The organism is Pseudomonas monsensis (assembly GCF_014268495.2).
Classification (GTDB): domain Bacteria; phylum Pseudomonadota; class Gammaproteobacteria; order Pseudomonadales; family Pseudomonadaceae; genus Aquipseudomonas; species Aquipseudomonas monsensis.
In genome coordinates this window covers 2,457,218-2,474,813 of sequence record NZ_CP077087.1, presented here as the reverse complement: position 1 = coordinate 2,474,813, position 17,596 = coordinate 2,457,218, and the positions used below count along the sequence as shown (strand labels likewise).

General features: G+C 61.0%; 15 protein-coding genes. 1 reads left to right on the top strand and 14 read right to left on the bottom strand.

Going from position 1 to position 17,596, the window contains the following annotated elements:
- Positions 1-49: 49 nt before the first annotated feature.
- The 14 genes from purF to leuC all read right to left on the bottom strand — a co-directional run bounded on the left by purF (position 50) and on the right by leuC (position 16,537).
- Positions 50-1,555 (bottom strand): amidophosphoribosyltransferase, encoded by a 1,506-nt coding sequence (gene purF / locus HV782_RS10760; RefSeq protein WP_016773943.1) that lies wholly within the window; start codon positions 1,553-1,555, stop codon positions 50-52.
- 41 nt (positions 1,556-1,596) lie between these two features.
- A complete protein-coding gene (locus HV782_RS10755; RefSeq protein WP_007913461.1) occupies positions 1,597-2,157 on the bottom strand; it encodes a CvpA family protein in 561 nt (186 codons plus the stop codon).
- A gap of 98 nt (positions 2,158-2,255) precedes the next feature.
- A complete protein-coding gene (locus HV782_RS10750; RefSeq protein WP_186744680.1) occupies positions 2,256-2,915 on the bottom strand; it encodes an SPOR domain-containing protein in 660 nt (219 codons plus the stop codon).
- A complete protein-coding gene (gene folC / locus HV782_RS10745; RefSeq protein ID WP_186744682.1) occupies positions 2,899-4,206 on the bottom strand; it encodes a bifunctional tetrahydrofolate synthase/dihydrofolate synthase in 1,308 nt (435 codons plus the stop codon). Before folC ends, HV782_RS10750 begins: the two co-directional genes overlap by 17 nt.
- Positions 4,203-5,123, bottom strand: a complete 921-nt coding sequence (accD, locus tag HV782_RS10740) for an acetyl-CoA carboxylase, carboxyltransferase subunit beta (RefSeq protein ID WP_123463406.1) — start codon at positions 5,121-5,123, stop codon at positions 4,203-4,205. Before accD ends, folC begins: the two co-directional genes overlap by 4 nt.
- A gap of 204 nt (positions 5,124-5,327) precedes the next feature.
- Positions 5,328-5,954 carry a phosphoribosylanthranilate isomerase gene (locus HV782_RS10735; protein WP_128614842.1) on the bottom strand — a complete coding sequence of 209 codons (627 nt, stop codon included), beginning with the start codon at positions 5,952-5,954 and terminating at the stop codon, positions 5,328-5,330.
- A gap of 65 nt (positions 5,955-6,019) precedes the next feature.
- Positions 6,020-6,844 carry a tRNA pseudouridine(38-40) synthase TruA gene (gene truA, locus HV782_RS10730; protein ID WP_186744823.1) on the bottom strand — a complete coding sequence of 275 codons (825 nt, stop codon included), beginning with the start codon at positions 6,842-6,844 and terminating at the stop codon, positions 6,020-6,022.
- Between the two features lie 277 nt (positions 6,845-7,121).
- The gene (locus HV782_RS10725) at positions 7,122-9,764 is read right to left on the bottom strand and encodes a motility hub landmark protein FimV (protein ID WP_186744684.1); all 2,643 of its coding nucleotides are present in this window, start codon (positions 9,762-9,764) and stop codon (positions 7,122-7,124) included.
- A gap of 209 nt (positions 9,765-9,973) precedes the next feature.
- Positions 9,974-10,984 (bottom strand): aspartate-semialdehyde dehydrogenase, encoded by a 1,011-nt coding sequence (locus HV782_RS10720; RefSeq protein WP_123463414.1) that lies wholly within the window; start codon positions 10,982-10,984, stop codon positions 9,974-9,976.
- Between the two features lie 246 nt (positions 10,985-11,230).
- Positions 11,231-12,343, bottom strand: a complete 1,113-nt coding sequence (gene asd / locus HV782_RS10715; RefSeq protein ID WP_064363920.1) for an aspartate-semialdehyde dehydrogenase — start codon at positions 12,341-12,343, stop codon at positions 11,231-11,233.
- 66 nt (positions 12,344-12,409) lie between these two features.
- Positions 12,410-13,492 carry a 3-isopropylmalate dehydrogenase gene (gene leuB / locus HV782_RS10710; RefSeq protein ID WP_123463416.1) on the bottom strand — a complete coding sequence of 361 codons (1,083 nt, stop codon included), beginning with the start codon at positions 13,490-13,492 and terminating at the stop codon, positions 12,410-12,412.
- A 55-nt stretch (positions 13,493-13,547) separates the two neighbouring features.
- Positions 13,548-14,315, bottom strand: coding sequence for a class I SAM-dependent methyltransferase (locus HV782_RS10705; protein ID WP_186744687.1), 768 nt, complete (start codon positions 14,313-14,315; stop codon positions 13,548-13,550).
- Positions 14,316-14,460: 145 nt separating this feature from the next.
- Positions 14,461-15,105 carry a 3-isopropylmalate dehydratase small subunit gene (gene leuD / locus HV782_RS10700; RefSeq protein WP_123463419.1) on the bottom strand — a complete coding sequence of 215 codons (645 nt, stop codon included), beginning with the start codon at positions 15,103-15,105 and terminating at the stop codon, positions 14,461-14,463.
- Between the two features lie 13 nt (positions 15,106-15,118).
- Positions 15,119-16,537, bottom strand: a complete 1,419-nt coding sequence (gene leuC / locus HV782_RS10695; RefSeq protein WP_123463421.1) for a 3-isopropylmalate dehydratase large subunit — start codon at positions 16,535-16,537, stop codon at positions 15,119-15,121.
- A gap of 141 nt (positions 16,538-16,678) precedes the next feature.
- On the opposite strand from leuC, the gene HV782_RS10690 reads away from it, so the two are divergent.
- Positions 16,679-17,563 (top strand): LysR family transcriptional regulator, encoded by an 885-nt coding sequence (locus HV782_RS10690; protein ID WP_123463423.1) that lies wholly within the window; start codon positions 16,679-16,681, stop codon positions 17,561-17,563.
- The last annotated feature ends 33 nt before the right edge of the window (positions 17,564-17,596 follow it).

The window sequence follows — 17,596 nt, the reverse complement described above, 5'->3', positions numbered from 1 at the left end:
GAAAATTGAAAGTCAGATACAAAACCGGCCCCTCAGGGCCGGTAGAAACTCAGTTGTTGTACAGATCAATGATCGCACTGACTGCCTGGGTCTTGACCTTGGAGGCATCGTTGCGCGCCTGCTCGATCTTGTTCAGGTAAGCCTCGTCGACGTCGCCGGTGACGTACTTGCCGTCGAACACCGCGCAATCGAAGTGCTCGATCTTGATCTTGCCGCCGCCGACCGCTTCGATCAAGTCAGGCAGGTCCTGATAGATCAGCCAGTCAGCGCCGATCAGATCCGCCACGTCCTGGGTCGAACGGTTGTGGGCGATCAGCTCGTGAGCGCTTGGCATGTCGATGCCATACACGTTCGGGAAGCGTACTGCCGGCGCCGCCGAGCAGAAGTAGACGTTTTTCGCGCCGGCTTCACGGGCCATCTGGATGATCTGCTTGCAGGTGGTGCCGCGCACGATCGAGTCGTCGACCAGCATCACATTCTTGCCGCGGAATTCCAGCTCGATGGCGTTGAGCTTTTGACGAACCGACTTCTTGCGAGCCGCCTGGCCCGGCATGATGAAGGTGCGACCGATGTAACGGTTCTTGACGAAACCTTCGCGGAATTTCACGCCCAGGTGGTTGGCCAGCTCCAGCGCAGCAGTACGGCTGGTGTCCGGAATCGGGATGACCACGTCGATGTCGTGCTCTGGACGCTCGCGCAGGATCTTCTCGGCAAGCTTCTCGCCCATGCGCAGACGGGCCTTGTACACAGATACGCCGTCGATGATCGAGTCCGGGCGCGCCAGGTAGACGTGTTCGAAGATGCACGGGGTCAGGGACGGGTTGGTCGCACATTGACGGGTGTGCAGCTTGCCGTCTTCAGTGATGTAGACCGCTTCGCCCGGGGCCAGGTCGCGAATCAGGGTGAAACCGAGCACGTCCAGCGAAACGCTTTCGGACGCGATCATGTACTCGACGCCTTCGTCGGTGTGACGCTGGCCGAACACGATCGGGCGAATGCCGTGCGGATCGCGGAAACCGACGATGCCGTAACCGGTCACCATTGCCACGACGGCGTAACCACCCACGCAACGGTTATGCACGTCGGTCACGGCGGCAAACACGTCTTCTTCGGTCGGCTGCAGCTTGCCGCGCTGGGCCAACTCGTGGGCGAACACGTTCAGCAGCACTTCCGAGTCGGAACTGGTGTTGACGTGACGCAGGTCGGATTCGTAGATCTCTTTGGCCAACTGCTCAACGTTGGTCAGGTTACCGTTATGCGCCAGGGTAATGCCGTAAGGCGAGTTGACGTAAAACGGTTGGGCTTCGGCCGAAGTCGAGCTGCCCGCAGTCGGGTAGCGGACGTGGCCGATACCCATATGGCCGACCAGACGCTGCATGTGACGTTGTTGAAACACGTCACGCACCAGGCCATTGTCCTTGCGCAGGAACAACCGGCCATCATGGCTGGTCACGATACCGGCAGCGTCCTGGCCGCGGTGCTGGAGCACGGTTAGCGCGTCATACAGCGCCTGATTGACGTTCGACTTACCGACGATACCGACGATGCCACACATGCGACGCAACCCCTACTTAATGGATCTGAACTGAACAACACTCACTGTGGCGTTTTGGCCGACGGCAAGAGTTGCTCCTTGAACGGAATATCAGCGGGTACGCTGATTCCGCTGGCAAGCCACTGACTGCTCCACCCGAGAATCAGGTTTTTGGACCAGTCGGCGACCAATAGAAACTTTGGCACGAGCTGTGATTCTTTCCACCACCCGTCCTGCTGTACCGGCCCCAGGCTCAACAGCCCGACTGCCACGACCACCAGCAACACGCCACGCGCTGCACCGAAGGCCATGCCGAGGAATCGATCGGTCCCGGACAACCCGGTGACGCGAACCAACTCGCCGATAAGATAATTGATCATTGCGCCCACGATCAGTGTGGCGACAAACATGATGGCACAGCCCGCGATCACGCGAGCCGATGGGGTTTCGATGTATCCGGCGAGGTACTCGGACAGTGAGCCACCGAACATCCAGGCAACGACTCCTGCGATGATCCAGGTCACCAGCGATAATGCTTCCTTGACGAAGCCGCGGCTCAAACTGATCAAAGCGGAGATGGCGATGATTGCAACGATCGCCCAGTCAACCCAGGTAAATGGCACAGTGCAGCCTACAGACGGATAAGGCGGCGCATTTTAGCAGAGCGCATGCCTCTCGGTAAGCTGCGATTATCAGTGCATTTCAATCGAGGCGATAGTTTTTAACCGCGCTCGGGCTGGAAGCGCACGACAAAACCCTTGAGGTTCTGCTGACGACTCAACAGATCGCGCAGACGATCGGCTTCGGCACGTTCGATCAGCGGCCCGACAAACACCCGATTCTTGCCATCGGCAGAGCGGATGTAGGCGTTATAGCCTTGGCTGCGCAGGGTTTTCTGCAGGCTCTCGGCGCTGGCGCGGCTCGACAGACTGGCCAGTTGCACCGACCAGCTCACCGACAGACCATTGGCATCGACGCGGCTTTGCGTGGTGTCAGGCTTGGCTGCAGGCGCAGCGATAGGCTGGGCAGGTGCCGGAATCGGCTTGGCCACCGCTGGCGGCGCAGCCGGTTTGGCGATGGCTATGGGAGCCGCCGGTACCGATGCAGCCGGGGCAATCGGAGCTGCAGGCGCAGTCTCTTCTGCAACTTCTTCATCGGTTGGCACCGGTTCTTGCGGCAAGGTCTGCGGCTCCGGCACCGCCACCTGCTCCATTTGCACCTGCGGCATGGCAGATGCTTGCGGAGCGGCCGGCGCCTCGACGACCACCTGGCGCTGCTCATCCTGACGGGAAAACAGCATCGGCAGGAAAATCACCGCCAGCGCCACCAGCACCAGGGCGCCGACCATGCGCTGCTTGTACGCTTTATCCAGCAAAGCCATTTGCCGCTTCCTCCGTGGAGCGCCGGGCCAGCCATTCAAGGGCCTCGGCGACACAATAAAATGATCCGAACAACAGAATCTCGTCGTCGCCGGTTGCCACTGCACATTGCCCTTCCAGGGCGGCGGCGACACTGTCGTAAGACGTGACGGATGCGCCAAGGTTCTGCAAGGCAGCGTGTAATTCAGCCACCGGGCGAGCACGCGGCGAATCCAGCGGCGCAACCGCCCAGTGCTCGACACTAGCACTCAATTCGCCGACAACACCATCCAGATCCTTGTCCGCCAGCAGCCCGAACACCGCCAGACGCTTGCCGACCGGCGGCCGGGAGGCCAGACGACGAGCCAGATACTCGGCGGCATGGGGATTGTGCCCCACATCCAGCAATACATTCAGGCGCTTGCCATTCCATTCGAACGAGCGGCGATCCAGACGGCCAACCACACGAGTCGCCTGCAAGGCAGCCACGATCTGCCCGGCATCCCACGGCAGCCCGAGCAGCAGATACGCCTGCAACGCCAACGCTGCGTTTTCCATCGGCAGATCGAGCAAGGGCAAATCGCGCAACTCAACGACCCGGCCTTGCGCGTCGGTACCGCGCCACTGCCAGTGCTGATCGGTAACGCCAAGATCGAAGTCTCGCCCGCGCAGGAAGAACGGGCACGCCAGTTCGCGCGCCTTGTCGAGCAGCGGTTGCGGAGGATTGAGGTCGCCACACAGGGCAGGTTTGCCCTGACGGAAAATTCCGGCCTTTTCGAAGGCCACGGACTCGCGGGTATCACCCAGATAATCGGCGTGGTCGACGCCGATACTGGTCACCAGCGCCATATCGGCGTCCACCACGTTGACCGTGTCCAGACGCCCGCCCAGCCCTACTTCCAGGACCACCGCATTCAGCCCGGCCTGCTGAAACAGCCAGAACGCCGCCAGGGTGCCCATTTCGAAATAAGTCAGGGAAGTGTCGCCACGCCCCGCCTCAACGGCCGCGAAGGCTTCGCAGAGCTGGGCGTCAGTGGCTTCGACGCCATTGAGCTGCACCCGCTCGTTGTAACGCAGCAGGTGCGGGGAATTGTAGACACCAACGCTCAGACCCTGCGCCCGCAGCAATGAAGCCACGAACGCGCAGGTCGAACCCTTGCCGTTGGTGCCGGTGACCGTAATCACCCGAGGCGCCGGCTGGCCCAGCCCCATGCGGGACGCTACCTGTTGCGAACGTTCCAGCCCCATGTCGATGGCTGACGGATGCAACTGCTCAAGGTAGGCGAGCCACTCGCCAAGGGTGCGCTCGGTCATACGTTGGCAGGCACCGGCGGAACCACGATTGGCTCGACTGGTGCGGCGACGTAGGTCGGTGTCGGCTGGCCGGTCAGTTGCGCCAGCAGATTGCCCAGACGCGGACGCAGCTCACGACGATCAATGATCAGGTCGATGGCGCCGTGCTCCAGCAGGAACTCGCTGCGCTGGAAGCCTTCCGGCAGTTTTTCACGCACGGTCTGTTCGATCACACGCGGACCGGCGAAGCCGATCAGGGCTTTCGGCTCACCGACGATAACGTCGCCAAGCATTGCCAGACTGGCGGAAACCCCACCGTAGACCGGGTCGGTCAGTACCGAGATGAACGGAATGCCTTCTTCGCGCAGACGTGCCAGCACGGCCGAGGTCTTCGCCATCTGCATCAGCGAGATCAGCGCTTCCTGCATGCGCGCACCACCGGAAGCGGCGAAGCAGATCATCGGGCAACGGTGTTCCAAGGCGTAGTTGGCAGCGCGCACGAAGCGCTCACCGACGATGGCACCCATCGAGCCGCCCATGAAGCTGAATTCAAACGCCGAAACCACCACCGGCATACCCAGCAGGGTGCCGCTGACGGAGATCAACGCGTCTTTCTCGCCGGTCTGCTTCTGTGCAGCGACCAGACGGTCCTTGTACTTTTTGCCGTCGCGGAATTTCAGACGGTCAACCGGCTCCAGATCGGCGCCCAGTTCGTTGCGACCTTCGGCATCGAGGAAGATGTCGATGCGCGCACGTGCGCCGATGCGCATGTGATGGTTGCATTTCGGGCAAACGTCCAGGGTCTTTTCCAGCTCCGGACGATACAGCACAGCCTCGCAAGACGGGCATTTGTGCCACAGACCTTCCGGCACCGAGCTCTTCTTGACCTCGGAACGCATGATCGAAGGGATCAGTTTGTCTACTAACCAGTTGCTCATGCTTTCTTTCTCCAGTACCGGCGGCCCGAACGCTCTGGTTCGCAGCCCCGCGTATGCCCTTCAGCTAAATTCATGTGTGTGGCGATGGTTGGTGGACCGCCACGGTCAGCGCGAAACATGACCTGCGTGCAACCCATAAACCCTCAGCCTCGCCTGCTTTGTGCAAGTGCATTGATGGACGGCGGCAGACTGCCAGCCGTCACATCAATATGGCGCTTTGCGTGCAGCGGCGATGAACGCCCGGATCTTCGCATGATCCTTGATACCCTTGCTCGCCTCTACCCCACCGCTGACGTCGACCGCGTAGGGCCTCACCCGGGCCACGGCGTCGGCGACGTTTTCCGGCGTCAGGCCACCCGCCAGAATCAGTGGTTTGCTCAAATCCGGCGGAATCAGAGACCAGTCGAAGGCCTCACCGGTTCCGCCGGGCACACCCTCGACATAAGTGTCGAGCAGTACGCCACTGGCACCCGGGTAAGCAGCAACGGCTGCAGCAATGTCATCGCCGGCCTTGACCCGCAACGCCTTGATATAAGGCCGACGCCATTCTTCGCAGGCTTCAGCGCTTTCATCGCCATGGAACTGCAACAGGTCCAGCGGTACGGCGTCGAGGATTTCCCCCAGCTCGCAGCGACTGGCGTTGACGAACAGGCCGACAGTGGTCACGAATGGCGGCAGGGCACGGATGATCGCCCTCGCCTGCTGCACGTTCACCGCTCGCGGACTCTTGGCATAAAACACGAAACCAATGGCGTCAGCCCCGGCTTCGACCGCTGCCAACGCATCCTCTATGCGGGTAATCCCGCAGATCTTGCTGCGAACGGCTGACATATCGAGAAAAACTCCGAGGCAAAATCCGGGAAAGTCCCGGATGGTAACAAAAGCGTTCGAGGGCGTCAGCCGTCAAGTTCGGAGAAACCCGTAAGGAAATGTGGCCCGACAAAACGCTCGGGCAACGGGAATTCGTCGTGGTACTCGACCTGCACCAGATAGAGGCCATACGGATGCGCAGTGACGCCGCCGGAACGGCGCTCGCGACTTTCCAGCACTTCCTTCATCCACTCCACCGGCCGCTCGCCGGCACCAATGGTCATCAAGACCCCGGCAATGTTGCGCACCATGTGATGGAGAAACGCATTGGCGCGGATGTCGAGCACGATCATCTTGCCGTGACGGGTGACGCGCAGGTGATGCATCTTCTTGATGGGCGACTTGGCCTGACACTGGCCGGCGCGGAACGCACTGAAATCATGAGTACCGATCAGGTACTGCGCGGCCTCGGCCATGCGCTCGACGTCGAGCGGACGGTGGTTCCAGGTGATTTCTTCGTTCAGATGCGCCGGGCGGATCTGATCGTTGTAGATCACATAGCGGTAACGCCGGGCGATGGCCTTGAAGCGCGCATGGAAATGCGCCGGCATGACTTTGGCCCAGCTGACACTGATGTCATGGGGCAAATTGATGTTGGCCCCCATGACCCAGGCCTTCAGTGAACGCTCGACCGGCGTGTCGAAATGCACCACTTGCCCGCAGGCATGCACGCCAGCATCGGTGCGCCCGGCGCATTGCAGCGAAATCGGTGAGTTGGCGACTTTCGACAGCGCTTTTTCGAGTTCTTCCTGAACCGTTGCCACACCTGTCAACTGACGCTGCCAGCCGCTGTAGCGCGAGCCTTTGTACTCAACGCCCAGCGCGACGCGGTAAAAGCCGGCGGGGGCCATTTCGGCGACCGGGTTATCTATGTTTGCCAAGGTGGGACAGCCTGCTGTTTGTGCAAAGGCGGGCATTATAAGGCTGTGGTTCAGGGATGCCAGAAGGTTCTCTGTCGCCTCATCGGCCTCCATCGCTGGCAAGCCGGCTCCCACAGTTTCTCTGGCGTACGCAGAACCTGTGGGAGCCGGCTTGCCAGCGATGACAATAGCCAGGAGAACACAGATTCCGGCCCAAACAAAAACGGCAGCCTCACTGGGCTGCCGTTTTTTTTGTTTACCGCTGAACTTACGCCAGGTTCGAGAGCATTTCCTTGGCCTCGCCACGCTGCTTCTCGTCACCCTCGGTCAACACTTCATTGAGGATGTCGCGCGCGCCGTCGTTGTCGCCCATGTCGATGTAGGCCTGAGCCAGATCGAGTTTGGTGGCCGCTTCGTCAGTGCCGGCGAGGAAGTCGAAGTCATCTTCGCCCAGATCGTCACCGATCGCCGCATCGGCTTCGGTGAAGGTCGGTTCGGCGATGCTTTGCGACAGGCGATCCAGCTCGGCGTTGACGTCGTCCAGCTCGGTTGCGAACGCATCGGGTTCGGCGGGCGGGTTGGTGTCCATTTCGTCGGCCAGCGACAGGTCGAAATCGGCAGGCAACTCCAGATCATCCTGCGGCACGTCGGCAACGACTGGCGGCTCGACCGGCGCAAGATCTTTCACGCCTTCGTCCAGATCCAGCAAGAAATCGTCATCAGCCAGAGCCGCCGGCGCCGGCTCGGCACCAAGGTCCAGATCAAGGTCGAAGTCCGACAGATCGTCCAGATTGTCTTTGATCTCGGTCTGCTGTTGCAGCACCGACTCAAAGCTCAGATCGTCGTCCGCCGGGAATTCGTCCAGCTCCACCGGCGCTTGCGGCTCAACCACTGGGGCTGGTGCTACCGGAGTGATGTTGTCGAGATCGTCCAGGCTCAGGTCGAACGCGCTGTCCAGATCGTCTTCCTGCGGTGCCGCGGCCGGCGCCTCAGGCTCATCCAGCAACAGGTCTTTGACGTATTGCGCGTCCAGCTCGGCGGCAACTGCCGCTGCCGCCAGACCGCTCGCCGCCACCACGGCCATTGCCGGGAAGCGGCTTTTCAGCTCTTCGACTTTGGCAAAGTTGTCGCCATTGGCCACCAGCTGTCGTTCTTGACCGACGAACGCATCGCGATCGCCCTGCTGACCGTAGACTTCCATCAGCTTCAGGCGCAAGTCACTGCGTTGCGGTTCGAGGCTGACACCCTCTTCCAGCAGTGCGGCTGCCTGATTCAGGCGACCGGCATTGATGTGCGACTGCGCCTTGTCCAGCACGTCATCCGAGCGTTCGGCGGCAGGGGCCACCAGCGGCGCGGCAATCGGCTCAGCCATCACCACTGGCGCCACCACCGGCGCCGGAGCTGGAGCTGGAGCCGGAGTGTTGAGCTTGACGCTTGCCGCCGGCACTTCCAGGCCTTCGAAGCTGCTCTCCGGCAGATCCTGCTCGGCGGAGAATTCCTGCTCTTCAGACAGCGCACGCGCCATGCGCATATGCTTTTCGGCTTCCTGCTGCGCTTTGCGACGACGCGCCAGCAGCAACAGCAAGAGCAACAGAACAACCGCACCACCGCCGACCAGACCCAACAGAATCGGATTAGTCAGCAGCTCGTTGAAGGTTTTCTCATCATCGACAACCGCAGGCTTGGGTTCGACAACCGGCTCAATCGGGGTCTCGACCGGTGGCGCAATGGCCGATTCCGGTGTAGGAGAAGCCGCCGCTTCTGCCGGCGTCGCTGGCGGCGTCGCGGCCAGTTCGGCGGTGATCGCCGGGACGGCAGGTGCTGCAGGATTCGCGGCGGGCGCAGCGCCTGGCCCTTCGGCCTGCATCTTCGCCAGTTGATTGTTCTTCAGCTCGATCAGCTTTTGCAGCTTGTCCAGCTGACTTTGCAGATCGGTCATGCGGCTTTTCAGTTCTTCGTTGTCACGACGGGTCGTGTCGAGGCTTTCCTGAGTCACCGCCAGTTTGTTGCTCAGCGCCTTGGCATCGCCTGCCGGGCCTTTGCCGCGCCCCTTGGCGTTTTCGGCGGAGACCAGGCTCAGGTTGTCCTGAGCATTCTGAGCGGTGCCGGCATTGCCGCGACCACGCCTGGTGGCATCGAGCTGCTGCTGACCGGTGCCTGGCTTGGCCACATAACGACGGCCCTGACGCCAGGCTTCGTTCTGCGCGGCAACTTCAGCAATCGCCTTCGACTGTGGCAGCGCGGTGCTTTGCACCGAGTCCGGCAAACGCAGCACCTGACCGGTTTTCAGCCGGTTGATGTTGCCGTCGATAAACGCGTTCGGGTTGAGCGCCTGAATCGCCAGCATGGTCTGCTGCACTGAACCGCCAGTGCGCGCCTTTGCAGCAATTTCCCACAGGGTGTCGCGCGGCGTGGTGGTGTACTGAGTCGGATGGGTGGCACCGGTGGTCGGCGCAGTGATGGTCTGCGTCGGCGCCGGTTGCGAGGCGGCGTCAGCGGTCTGCGGCGAGAACTTCGATGGATCCAGCAGCACGCTGTAATCGCGCAGCAGACGGCCGTTCGGCCACATCACCTGCACGAGGAATTTCACCATCGGTTCCGACAACGGCTTGCTCGAGGTCACGCGCAGCACGCTTTTGCCGCTGGCGTTGAGCACCGGGGTGAACGTCAGGTCATTGAGGAAGGCCTGACGGTCAACGCCGGCCTTGGCGAAGTCTTCAGGAGACGCCAGGCTCGGCACCACTTCGGCAGCGGTGAGATCCTTGACGTCGAGCAACTCGATCTCGGCCACCAGCGGCTGGTTCAGGGTCGACTTCAGGGTCAGCTCCCCGAGCCCGAGGGCATGCGCCATACCGGAGGACAGCGCCGAGGCGGCCGCTATTGCTAACACCAGTTTGCGAACTTGAACCATAGCCTCATCCTTTGTTTGAACGTTCCTCGGCCAGCGAGAAGATGTTGATTGCCGCTGCCGTAAGGCATTGCGCGCGACGACGACAGACTGCCGCGCGCGATCATTTCTTTGATGCCCCGGAAAGTCCCGGAGGGTGACACGTTATCAAGTGCTCCGGGCAAGCATAGCGCTCACCTAGAATCAGTCGACAAATTGTTGCCAAGTATCTTTTACAGCAGGTCTTTTATCAACAATTCAGCGACCTGCACAGCATTCAGGGCGGCCCCTTTGCGTACGTTATCTGACGTCAGCCACAGATTAAGTTCCGCCGGGTCATCGACGCCAGTACGCACGCGACCGACATAGACAACATCCTGCCCCACCGCGTCACCCACTGCGGTCGGATAATCGCCGGCTTCGACAAGCTCAATACCCGGTGCGTCTTCCAGTGCCGCGTTGACCTTTTCCAGGTCGACCGCGCTCGCTGACTGCAAGGTCACGCTATAGCTATCGCCAAAAAACACCGGGGCTTGAACGCAAGTTGCGGAAATCTTTAATAAAGGCTGCGCCAGCACCTGACGCAATTCGCGCACCAGACGTTTTTCCAGCAGCGTATGGCCTTGAGCATCGGGGGTGCCGACCTGGGCCAGCAGGTTGAAGGCCATTTGCCGGTCGAAGAAAGTCGGCTCCAGCGGACGCATGTTCAATAGCTCAGCGGTCTGCCGGGCCAGCTCGGTGACAGCTTCGCGACCTTGCGCGGAAACGGCCAGATTGGCGGTGACGTTGACGTATTGCAGGTCGAGCAGGTCGAGCAGCGGCGCCAGCACCACGGCCAGCGTCGTCGCCGACGGGCTTGGGCTGCTGACCTGGAACGGCGCTTTCAGACCGGCGATCACCTCGGCGTTGGCTTCCGGCACCACTTGCGGCGCCTGCTCGGCCGGCAATGCGCCGGACAGGTCGATCAGCGAGCAACCAGCCGCGTGGGCACGTGCCACGTAGCTCAGGGAGATGGCCGGGCCGGCGGCGAAGAACACCAGTTTGACCTTGCTGAAATCGAACTCGTCGACTTCACGCACGCGCACGTTCTTGTTGCGGAACAGCACCGAGCTGCCGGCGGATTCGCTGCTGGCCAGCAAGTGCAGGTTGCCGACCGGGAAGTCGCGCTCTTCGAGAATCTGTACGAGGGTTTCGCCGACAGTACCGGTGGCGCCGACGACGGCAATATCAAGGGTCTGGGTCATGGTTCTACCTCTGGCGAAACGGGGGGAGCGGCACTTTACCGGGTGACTGGCGCACAGGCAATTTCTGCCGGATTTGTGGCGACTGCGCCTGCCCCTTCGCGAGCAAGCTCGCTCCCACAGGGGAATGCATTTCAAGGTGGGAGCGAGCTTGCTCGCGAAGACGACAGAACATACACCCGAGAGACCTCAGGTATAAAAAAACCCGCACCTCTCACAAGGCACGGGTTCTTTCATTGCTTCAAGCGATCAACGCTCCAGCAGGATCCGCAGCATGCGACGCAGCGGTTCGGCCGCGCCCCACAGCAGCTGGTCGCCGACGGTGAAGGCACCGACGAATTGCGAACCCATGTTCAGCTTGCGCAGACGCCCCACCGGCACATTCAGGGTGCCGGTAACCTTGGTCGGGCTCAGCTCCTGCATGCTGATCTCACGCTGGTTCGGCACCAGTTTGACCCAAGGGTTGTGCTGGCTGATCAGCCCTTCGATGTCGGCGATCGGCACGTCTTTGTTCAGTTTGATGGTCAGCGCCTGGCTGTGGCAACGCATGGCGCCGATGCGCACGCAGATGCCATCGACCGGGATCGGGCTCTTGAAGCGGCCGAGGATCTTGTTGGTCTCGGCCTGGGCCTTCCACTCTTCGCGGCTCTGGCCGTTCGGCAGTTCCTTGTCGATCCACGGGATCAGGCTGCCGGCCAGCGGTACGCCGAAGTTTTCGGTCGGGTACGCGTCGCTGCGCATGGCTTCGGCCACACGACGGTCGATGTCGAGGATCGCGCTGGCCGGATCGGCCAGTTGATCGGCCACCGCCGCGTGGGTTGCGCCCATCTGCTTGATCAGTTCACGCATGTTCTGCGCGCCGGCCCCAGAGGCCGCCTGATAAGTCATGGCGCTCATCCACTCGACCAGACCGGCTTCGAACAGACCGCCCAGACCCATCAGCATCAGACTGACGGTGCAGTTGCCGCCAATGTAGTTCTTGGTGCCCGCGTCCAGTTGCTGGTCGATGACCTTGCGGTTGACCGGATCGAGAATGATCACGGCGTCATCGTTCATGCGCAGGCTCGAGGCCGCGTCGATCCAGTAACCCTGCCAGCCGGCTTCGCGCAGCTTCGGGAACACTTCGCTGGTGTAGTCGCCGCCCTGGCAGGTCAGGATCACGTCGAGGGTCTTCAGCTCGTCAATGCTGTAAGCGTCCTTGAGCGGAGCAATGTCCTTGCCCACGGACGGGCCTTGGCCACCGACGTTGGAAGTGGTGAAAAACACCGGCTCGATTAGATCGAAATCCTGCTCTTCCAGCATCCGCTGCATGAGCACGGAACCGACCATCCCGCGCCAACCGATCAGACCTACACGTTTCATCGCAACTACACCTTCTTGAAAAGTGGGCCGCTGCTTTGTATTGAATTTCGCAGCGGGCCCGAGAGATTACAGATTCCGCAGCGCGGCGACTACTGCGTCGCCCATTTCCTGCGTACCGACTTTGGTGCAACCGGCCGAATAGATGTCGCCAGTGCGCAGGCCTTGATCCAGCACCACGCTGACGGCTTTCTCGATGGCATCGGCCGCGTCATGCAGATTGAAGCTGTAACGCAGCATCATCGACACCGACAGAATGGTCGCCAGCGGGTTGGCGATACCTTTGCCGGCGATGTCCGGGGCCGAACCGTGGCAAGGCTCGTACATGCCCTTGTTGTTCGAATCCAGCGAGGCCGACGGCAGCATGCCGATCGAACCGGTGAGCATCGACGCTTCGTCGGACAGGATGTCGCCGAACATGTTGTCGGTGACGATCACGTCGAACTGCTTCGGTGCGCGCACCAGTTGCATGGCGGCGTTGTCGACGTACATGTGGCTCAGTTCGACTTCCGGGTAATCCTTGGCGACTTGCTCGACCACTTCGCGCCACAGTTGGCTGGACGCCAGTACGTTGGCCTTGTCCACCGAGCACAGTTTTTTGCCGCGCACCATGGCCATGTCGAAACCGACACGGGCGATGCGGCGGATTTCGCTTTCGCTGTACGGCAGGGTGTCGTAGGACTGACGCTCGCCGTTTTCCAGGGTACGGGTGCCGCGCGGCGCGCCGAAGTAGATACCGCCGGTCAGTTCACGGACGATCAGGATGTCCAGACCGGCAACGATTTCCGGCTTCAGGCTCGAAGCGTCGGCCAGTTGCGGGTACAGAATCGCCGGACGCAGGTTGCCGAACAAACCCAGTTGCGCACGGATTTTCAGCAGGCCGCGCTCCGGGCGGATGTCACGCTCGATGGTGTCCCATTTCGGGCCGCCCACCGCGCCCAGCAGCACGGCGTCGGCAGCGCGGGCACGATCGAGGGTTTCGTCGGCCAGCGGCACGCCGTGCTGGTCGATGGCGGCGCCACCGATCACGTCATGGCTCAGCTCGAAGCCCAGGCTGTACTTGTCGTTGGCCAATTCCAGAACCTTGACCGCTTCGGCCATGATTTCCGGACCAATACCGTCACCTGGGAGAATCAGAATCTGCTTGCTCATGCTTTCCTCGTGTCTTCAGTCGGTGCGCCTCTAACTGACGCGCCCGGAAAAATTCTTAACGCTCGGCGATCAGCACAATCACATCTGTACTGAACGAGCCGTCGGCATCAATCTCAAAATATTCGCGTACTTCACTGCCCATCGACTGCTGCAACTGGCGGATCGCCGCGCGCATCACGTCGGGTGTGCGCATGCGCTCGACCCAACTGCTGTACTCCAGACGCAGGCGCTGACGGGTGGTGCTGCGGGTATGCAGCCGCGCCTCGCTGACCTGCCGCAACCACTCGCCGGCGGAATAATCGCGCACATGGCTGGTGTCGCGCAGCACTTCGACGCTTTGCAGGTAAGTGTCGAACAACGGGCTGCCCGGTGACAACACGTCAACGAATGCCGCCACACCGCCCGGCTTCAGTACCCGACGCACTTCACGCAGGGCCACGCCGAGGTCGCTCCAATGGTGCGCCGAATAACGGCTGAACACGAAGTCGAACTCGCCATCGGCAAACGGCAGACGCTCGGCGGCGCCGTTGACCGTGGCAATGTTGGCGAAACCGCGATCCACAGCCGCAGCGGCGACCACGTCGAGCATCTGCTGCGACAGGTCGTAGGCCACCACTTCTTTCACCAGTGGTGCCACATGAAAACTCACATGACCGGCGCCGCACCCCAGATCCAGCACCCGCGCCTCGCCCTGCCCCACCAGCTCAGCCTGTAGCAGCGCGAATTCGGTGCCTTGCGCGTGAACGGCGCTGCTCAGGTAGGCGGCGGCCTGTTCACCGAATTGCTTCTGTACGACCTGAGAGTGTTGGGCGGTGCTGGTCATGGGGACTTTCCTTGAATCCTATGGTGCTTGTTCCGGCCTCATCGCTGGCAAGCCAGCTCCCACAGATTTTGTAAACACCGCAATCCCTGTGGGAGCTGGCTTGCCAGCGATGGGGCCGGCCCTGACTACATCAATCTCGAATCAATTATGCGTCGCGGAACAACCACGGCTGACTAACCCGATGCTTGGCTTCGAATGCCGCAATCGCATCACCGTCCTGCAAGGTCAAACCGATATCGTCCAGACCGTTCAACAGGCAATGCTTGCGAAACGCGTCGATCTCAAAGTTGTAAACCTTGCCGTCCGGACGGGTTACGGTCTGCGCCTGCAGGTCGATCTGCAATTGATAGCCCGGCTCGGCCTCCACCTGCTTGAACAATTCATCGACTTCAGCGTCGCTCAAGATGATCGGCAGCAAGCCGTTCTTGAAACTGTTGTTGAAGAAGATGTCGGCGTAGCTCGGCGCAATGATGCTGCGGAAACCGTATTCTTCCAGCGCCCACGGCGCGTGTTCACGGCTGGAGCCGCAACCGAAGTTCTCGCGGGCCAGCAACACGCTGGCGCCTTGATAACGCTCGGCGTTGAGCACGAACTCCTTGTTCAACGGGCGCTTGGAGTTGTCCTGATACGGCTGGCCGACATCCAGGTAACGCCACTCGTCGAACAGGTTCGGCCCGAAACCGGTGCGCTTGATCGACTTCAGAAACTGCTTGGGGATGATCTGGTCGGTGTCGACGTTGGCACGATCCAGAGGCGCGACAAGACCAGTGTGCTGGGTAAAAGCTTTCATGCTGCGCTCTCCTTCAGATCAATTCACGAACGTCGATGAAACGACCGTTCACCGCCGCCGCAGCGGCCATGGCCGGGCTCACGAGGTGGGTACGACCACCGGCGCCCTGACGGCCTTCGAAGTTGCGGTTGGAGGTCGAGGCGCAATGCTCGCCGGATTCCAGACGGTCCGGGTTCATTGCCAGGCACATCGAGCAACCCGGCTCGCGCCATTCGAAACCGGCCTCGAGGAAAATCTTGTCCAGACCTTCGGCCTCAGCCTGGGCCTTCACCAGACCCGAGCCCGGCACCACGATCGCCTGCTTGATGGTCGATGCCACTTTGCGGCCCTTGGCAATCACGGCAGCAGCGCGCAAATCTTCGATTCGCGAGTTGGTGCAGGAGCCGATGAATACGCGATCCAGTTGAATGTCGGTGATCGCCTGATTGGCGCTCAACCCCATGTACTTCAAGGCGCGGACGATCGAGTCACGCTTGACCAGATCCATCTCCTTGGCAGGATCCGGCACGTTCTGGTCAACCGCCAAAACCATCTCAGGCGAAGTGCCCCAGCTGACTTGCGGCTTGATTTGCGCGGCGTCCAGCTCAACCACGGTGTCGAATTTGGCGTCAGCATCGGACACCAGATCTTTCCAGGCTTCGACCGCCATGTCCCATTCGGCGCCTTTCGGGGCGAAGGGACGACCTTTCACGTAATCGACGGTCTTTTGATCCGCCGCCACCAGGCCCACACGGGCGCCGGCTTCGATGGACATGTTGCAGATGGTCATGCGGCCTTCGACAGACAGGTCGCGGATCGCGCTGCCGGCAAATTCGATGGCATGGCCGTTACCGCCGGCGGTGCCGATCTTGCCGATCACCGCGAGGACGATGTCCTTGGCGGTCACGCCGAACGGCAATTGCCCTTCGACGCGTACCAGCATGTTCTTCATTTTCTTGGCGACCAGGCACTGGGTGGCGAGCACGTGCTCAACTTCGGAGGTGCCGATGCCGTGGGCCAGCGCGCCGAACGCACCGTGGGTCGAGGTGTGCGAATCGCCGCAGACCACGGTCATGCCCGGCAAGGTCGCGCCCTGCTCCGGGCTGATCACGTGGACGATGCCTTGGCGCACGTCGTTCATCTTGAACTCGACGATGCCGTATTCATCACAGTTGTCATCGAGGGTCTGCACCTGCAAACGCGAGACCTGATCGGCAATCGCTTCAATCCCGCCCTTGCGTTCCGGGGTCGTCGGTACGTTGTGGTCCGGGGTCGCGATGTTGGCATCAATGCGCCAAGGCTTGCGCCCGGCCAGACGCAGGCCTTCGAAAGCTTGCGGCGAAGTCACTTCGTGGATGATGTGACGATCTATATAGATCAACGCCGAGCCATCGTCGCGCTGCTTGACCAAATGCGAATCCCAGAGCTTGTCGTAGAGCGTTTTGCCGGCCATCAGACGGTTCCTCATCAGCTTGTTTCTATGCCTTGGGCTTATCAATAACCCTTTGGCTTGTGAGGCCGATCCTATGGGGTTACATTAAATAACTCAAATTCATATTTTTTATGCTTTGGATAACCAACTGGAATACGAACCATGGATCTGGCCAACCTCAATGCTTTTATCGCGATCGCCGAGACGGGCAGCTTCTCTGGCGCCGGCGAACGCCTGCATCTGACGCAGCCGGCGATCAGTAAACGCATCGCCGGCCTGGAGCAGCAATTGAAGGTGCGCCTGTTCGACCGCCTGGGCCGCGAAGTAGGCCTGACTGAGGCCGGCCGGGCCCTGCTGCCACGGGCTTATCAGATTCTCAACGTGCTGGACGACACCCGCCGCGCCCTGACCAACCTCACCGGCGAAGTCAGCGGGCGCCTGACCCTGGCCACCAGTCACCACATCGGTTTGCACCGTTTGCCGCCGCTTTTGCGGGAATTTACTCGTCGCTACCCACAGGTGGCGCTGGATATTCAGTTCCTCGATTCGGAAGTGGCCTACGAAGAAATTCTCCATGGCCGTGCAGAACTGGCGGTCATCACCCTGGCGCCGGAACCGCACGCGCTGGTCAAAGCCACGCCGGTGTGGGACGACCCGCTGGATTTCGTGGTCGCCCCGGAGCATTCATTGATCGGCAACGGCCCGGTCAGCCTGGCCGACATTGCCGGTCATCCGGCGGTTTTCCCCGGCGGCAACACCTTTACTCACCATATTGTCCAACGCTTGTTCGAAGCCCAGGGACTGACGCCGAATATCGCCATGAGCACCAACTATCTGGAAACCATCAAAATGATGGTCTCGATCGGCCTGGCGTGGAGTGTTTTGCCGCGCACCATGCTCGATGAGCAGGTGGCGAGCATCGCTTTGCCGGGCATACAGCTCAGTCGCCAGCTAGGCTATATCCTGCACACCGAACGGACGCTATCGAATGCAGCAAGAGCCTTTATGGCCTTGCTGGATGCTCAAGTCGATCTGCCAGGGACTTAAGGCCAACTTGTGTTACTCCGAGAGAGCCGCTGC

Bases quoted from the DNA above. Each gene is read 5' to 3' on its own strand.
- leuD (WP_123463419.1), bottom strand. From the start codon at position 15,105: ATGAAAGCTTTTACCCAGCACACTGGTCTTGTCGCGCCTCTGGATCGT.
- HV782_RS10725 (WP_186744684.1), bottom strand. From the start codon at position 9,764: ATGGTTCAAGTTCGCAAACTGGTGTTAGCAATAGCGGCCGCCTCGGCG.
- folC (WP_186744682.1), bottom strand. From the start codon at position 4,206: ATGACCGAGCGCACCCTTGGCGAGTGGCTCGCCTACCTTGAGCAGTTG.
- asd (WP_064363920.1), bottom strand. From the start codon at position 12,343: ATGAAACGTGTAGGTCTGATCGGTTGGCGCGGGATGGTCGGTTCCGTG.
- leuC (WP_123463421.1), bottom strand. From the start codon at position 16,537: ATGGCCGGCAAAACGCTCTACGACAAGCTCTGGGATTCGCATTTGGTC.
- HV782_RS10720 (WP_123463414.1), bottom strand. From the start codon at position 10,984: ATGACCCAGACCCTTGATATTGCCGTCGTCGGCGCCACCGGTACTGTC.
- leuB (WP_123463416.1), bottom strand. From the start codon at position 13,492: ATGAGCAAGCAGATTCTGATTCTCCCAGGTGACGGTATTGGTCCGGAA.
- HV782_RS10690 (WP_123463423.1), top strand. From the start codon at position 16,679: ATGGATCTGGCCAACCTCAATGCTTTTATCGCGATCGCCGAGACGGGC.
- purF (WP_016773943.1), bottom strand. From the start codon at position 1,555: ATGTGTGGCATCGTCGGTATCGTCGGTAAGTCGAACGTCAATCAGGCG.
- HV782_RS10750 (WP_186744680.1), bottom strand. From the start codon at position 2,915: ATGGCTTTGCTGGATAAAGCGTACAAGCAGCGCATGGTCGGCGCCCTG.
- HV782_RS10735 (WP_128614842.1), bottom strand. From the start codon at position 5,954: ATGTCAGCCGTTCGCAGCAAGATCTGCGGGATTACCCGCATAGAGGAT.
- HV782_RS10705 (WP_186744687.1), bottom strand. From the start codon at position 14,315: ATGACCAGCACCGCCCAACACTCTCAGGTCGTACAGAAGCAATTCGGT.
- accD (WP_123463406.1), bottom strand. From the start codon at position 5,123: ATGAGCAACTGGTTAGTAGACAAACTGATCCCTTCGATCATGCGTTCC.
- truA (WP_186744823.1), bottom strand. From the start codon at position 6,844: ATGGCCCCCGCCGGCTTTTACCGCGTCGCGCTGGGCGTTGAGTACAAA.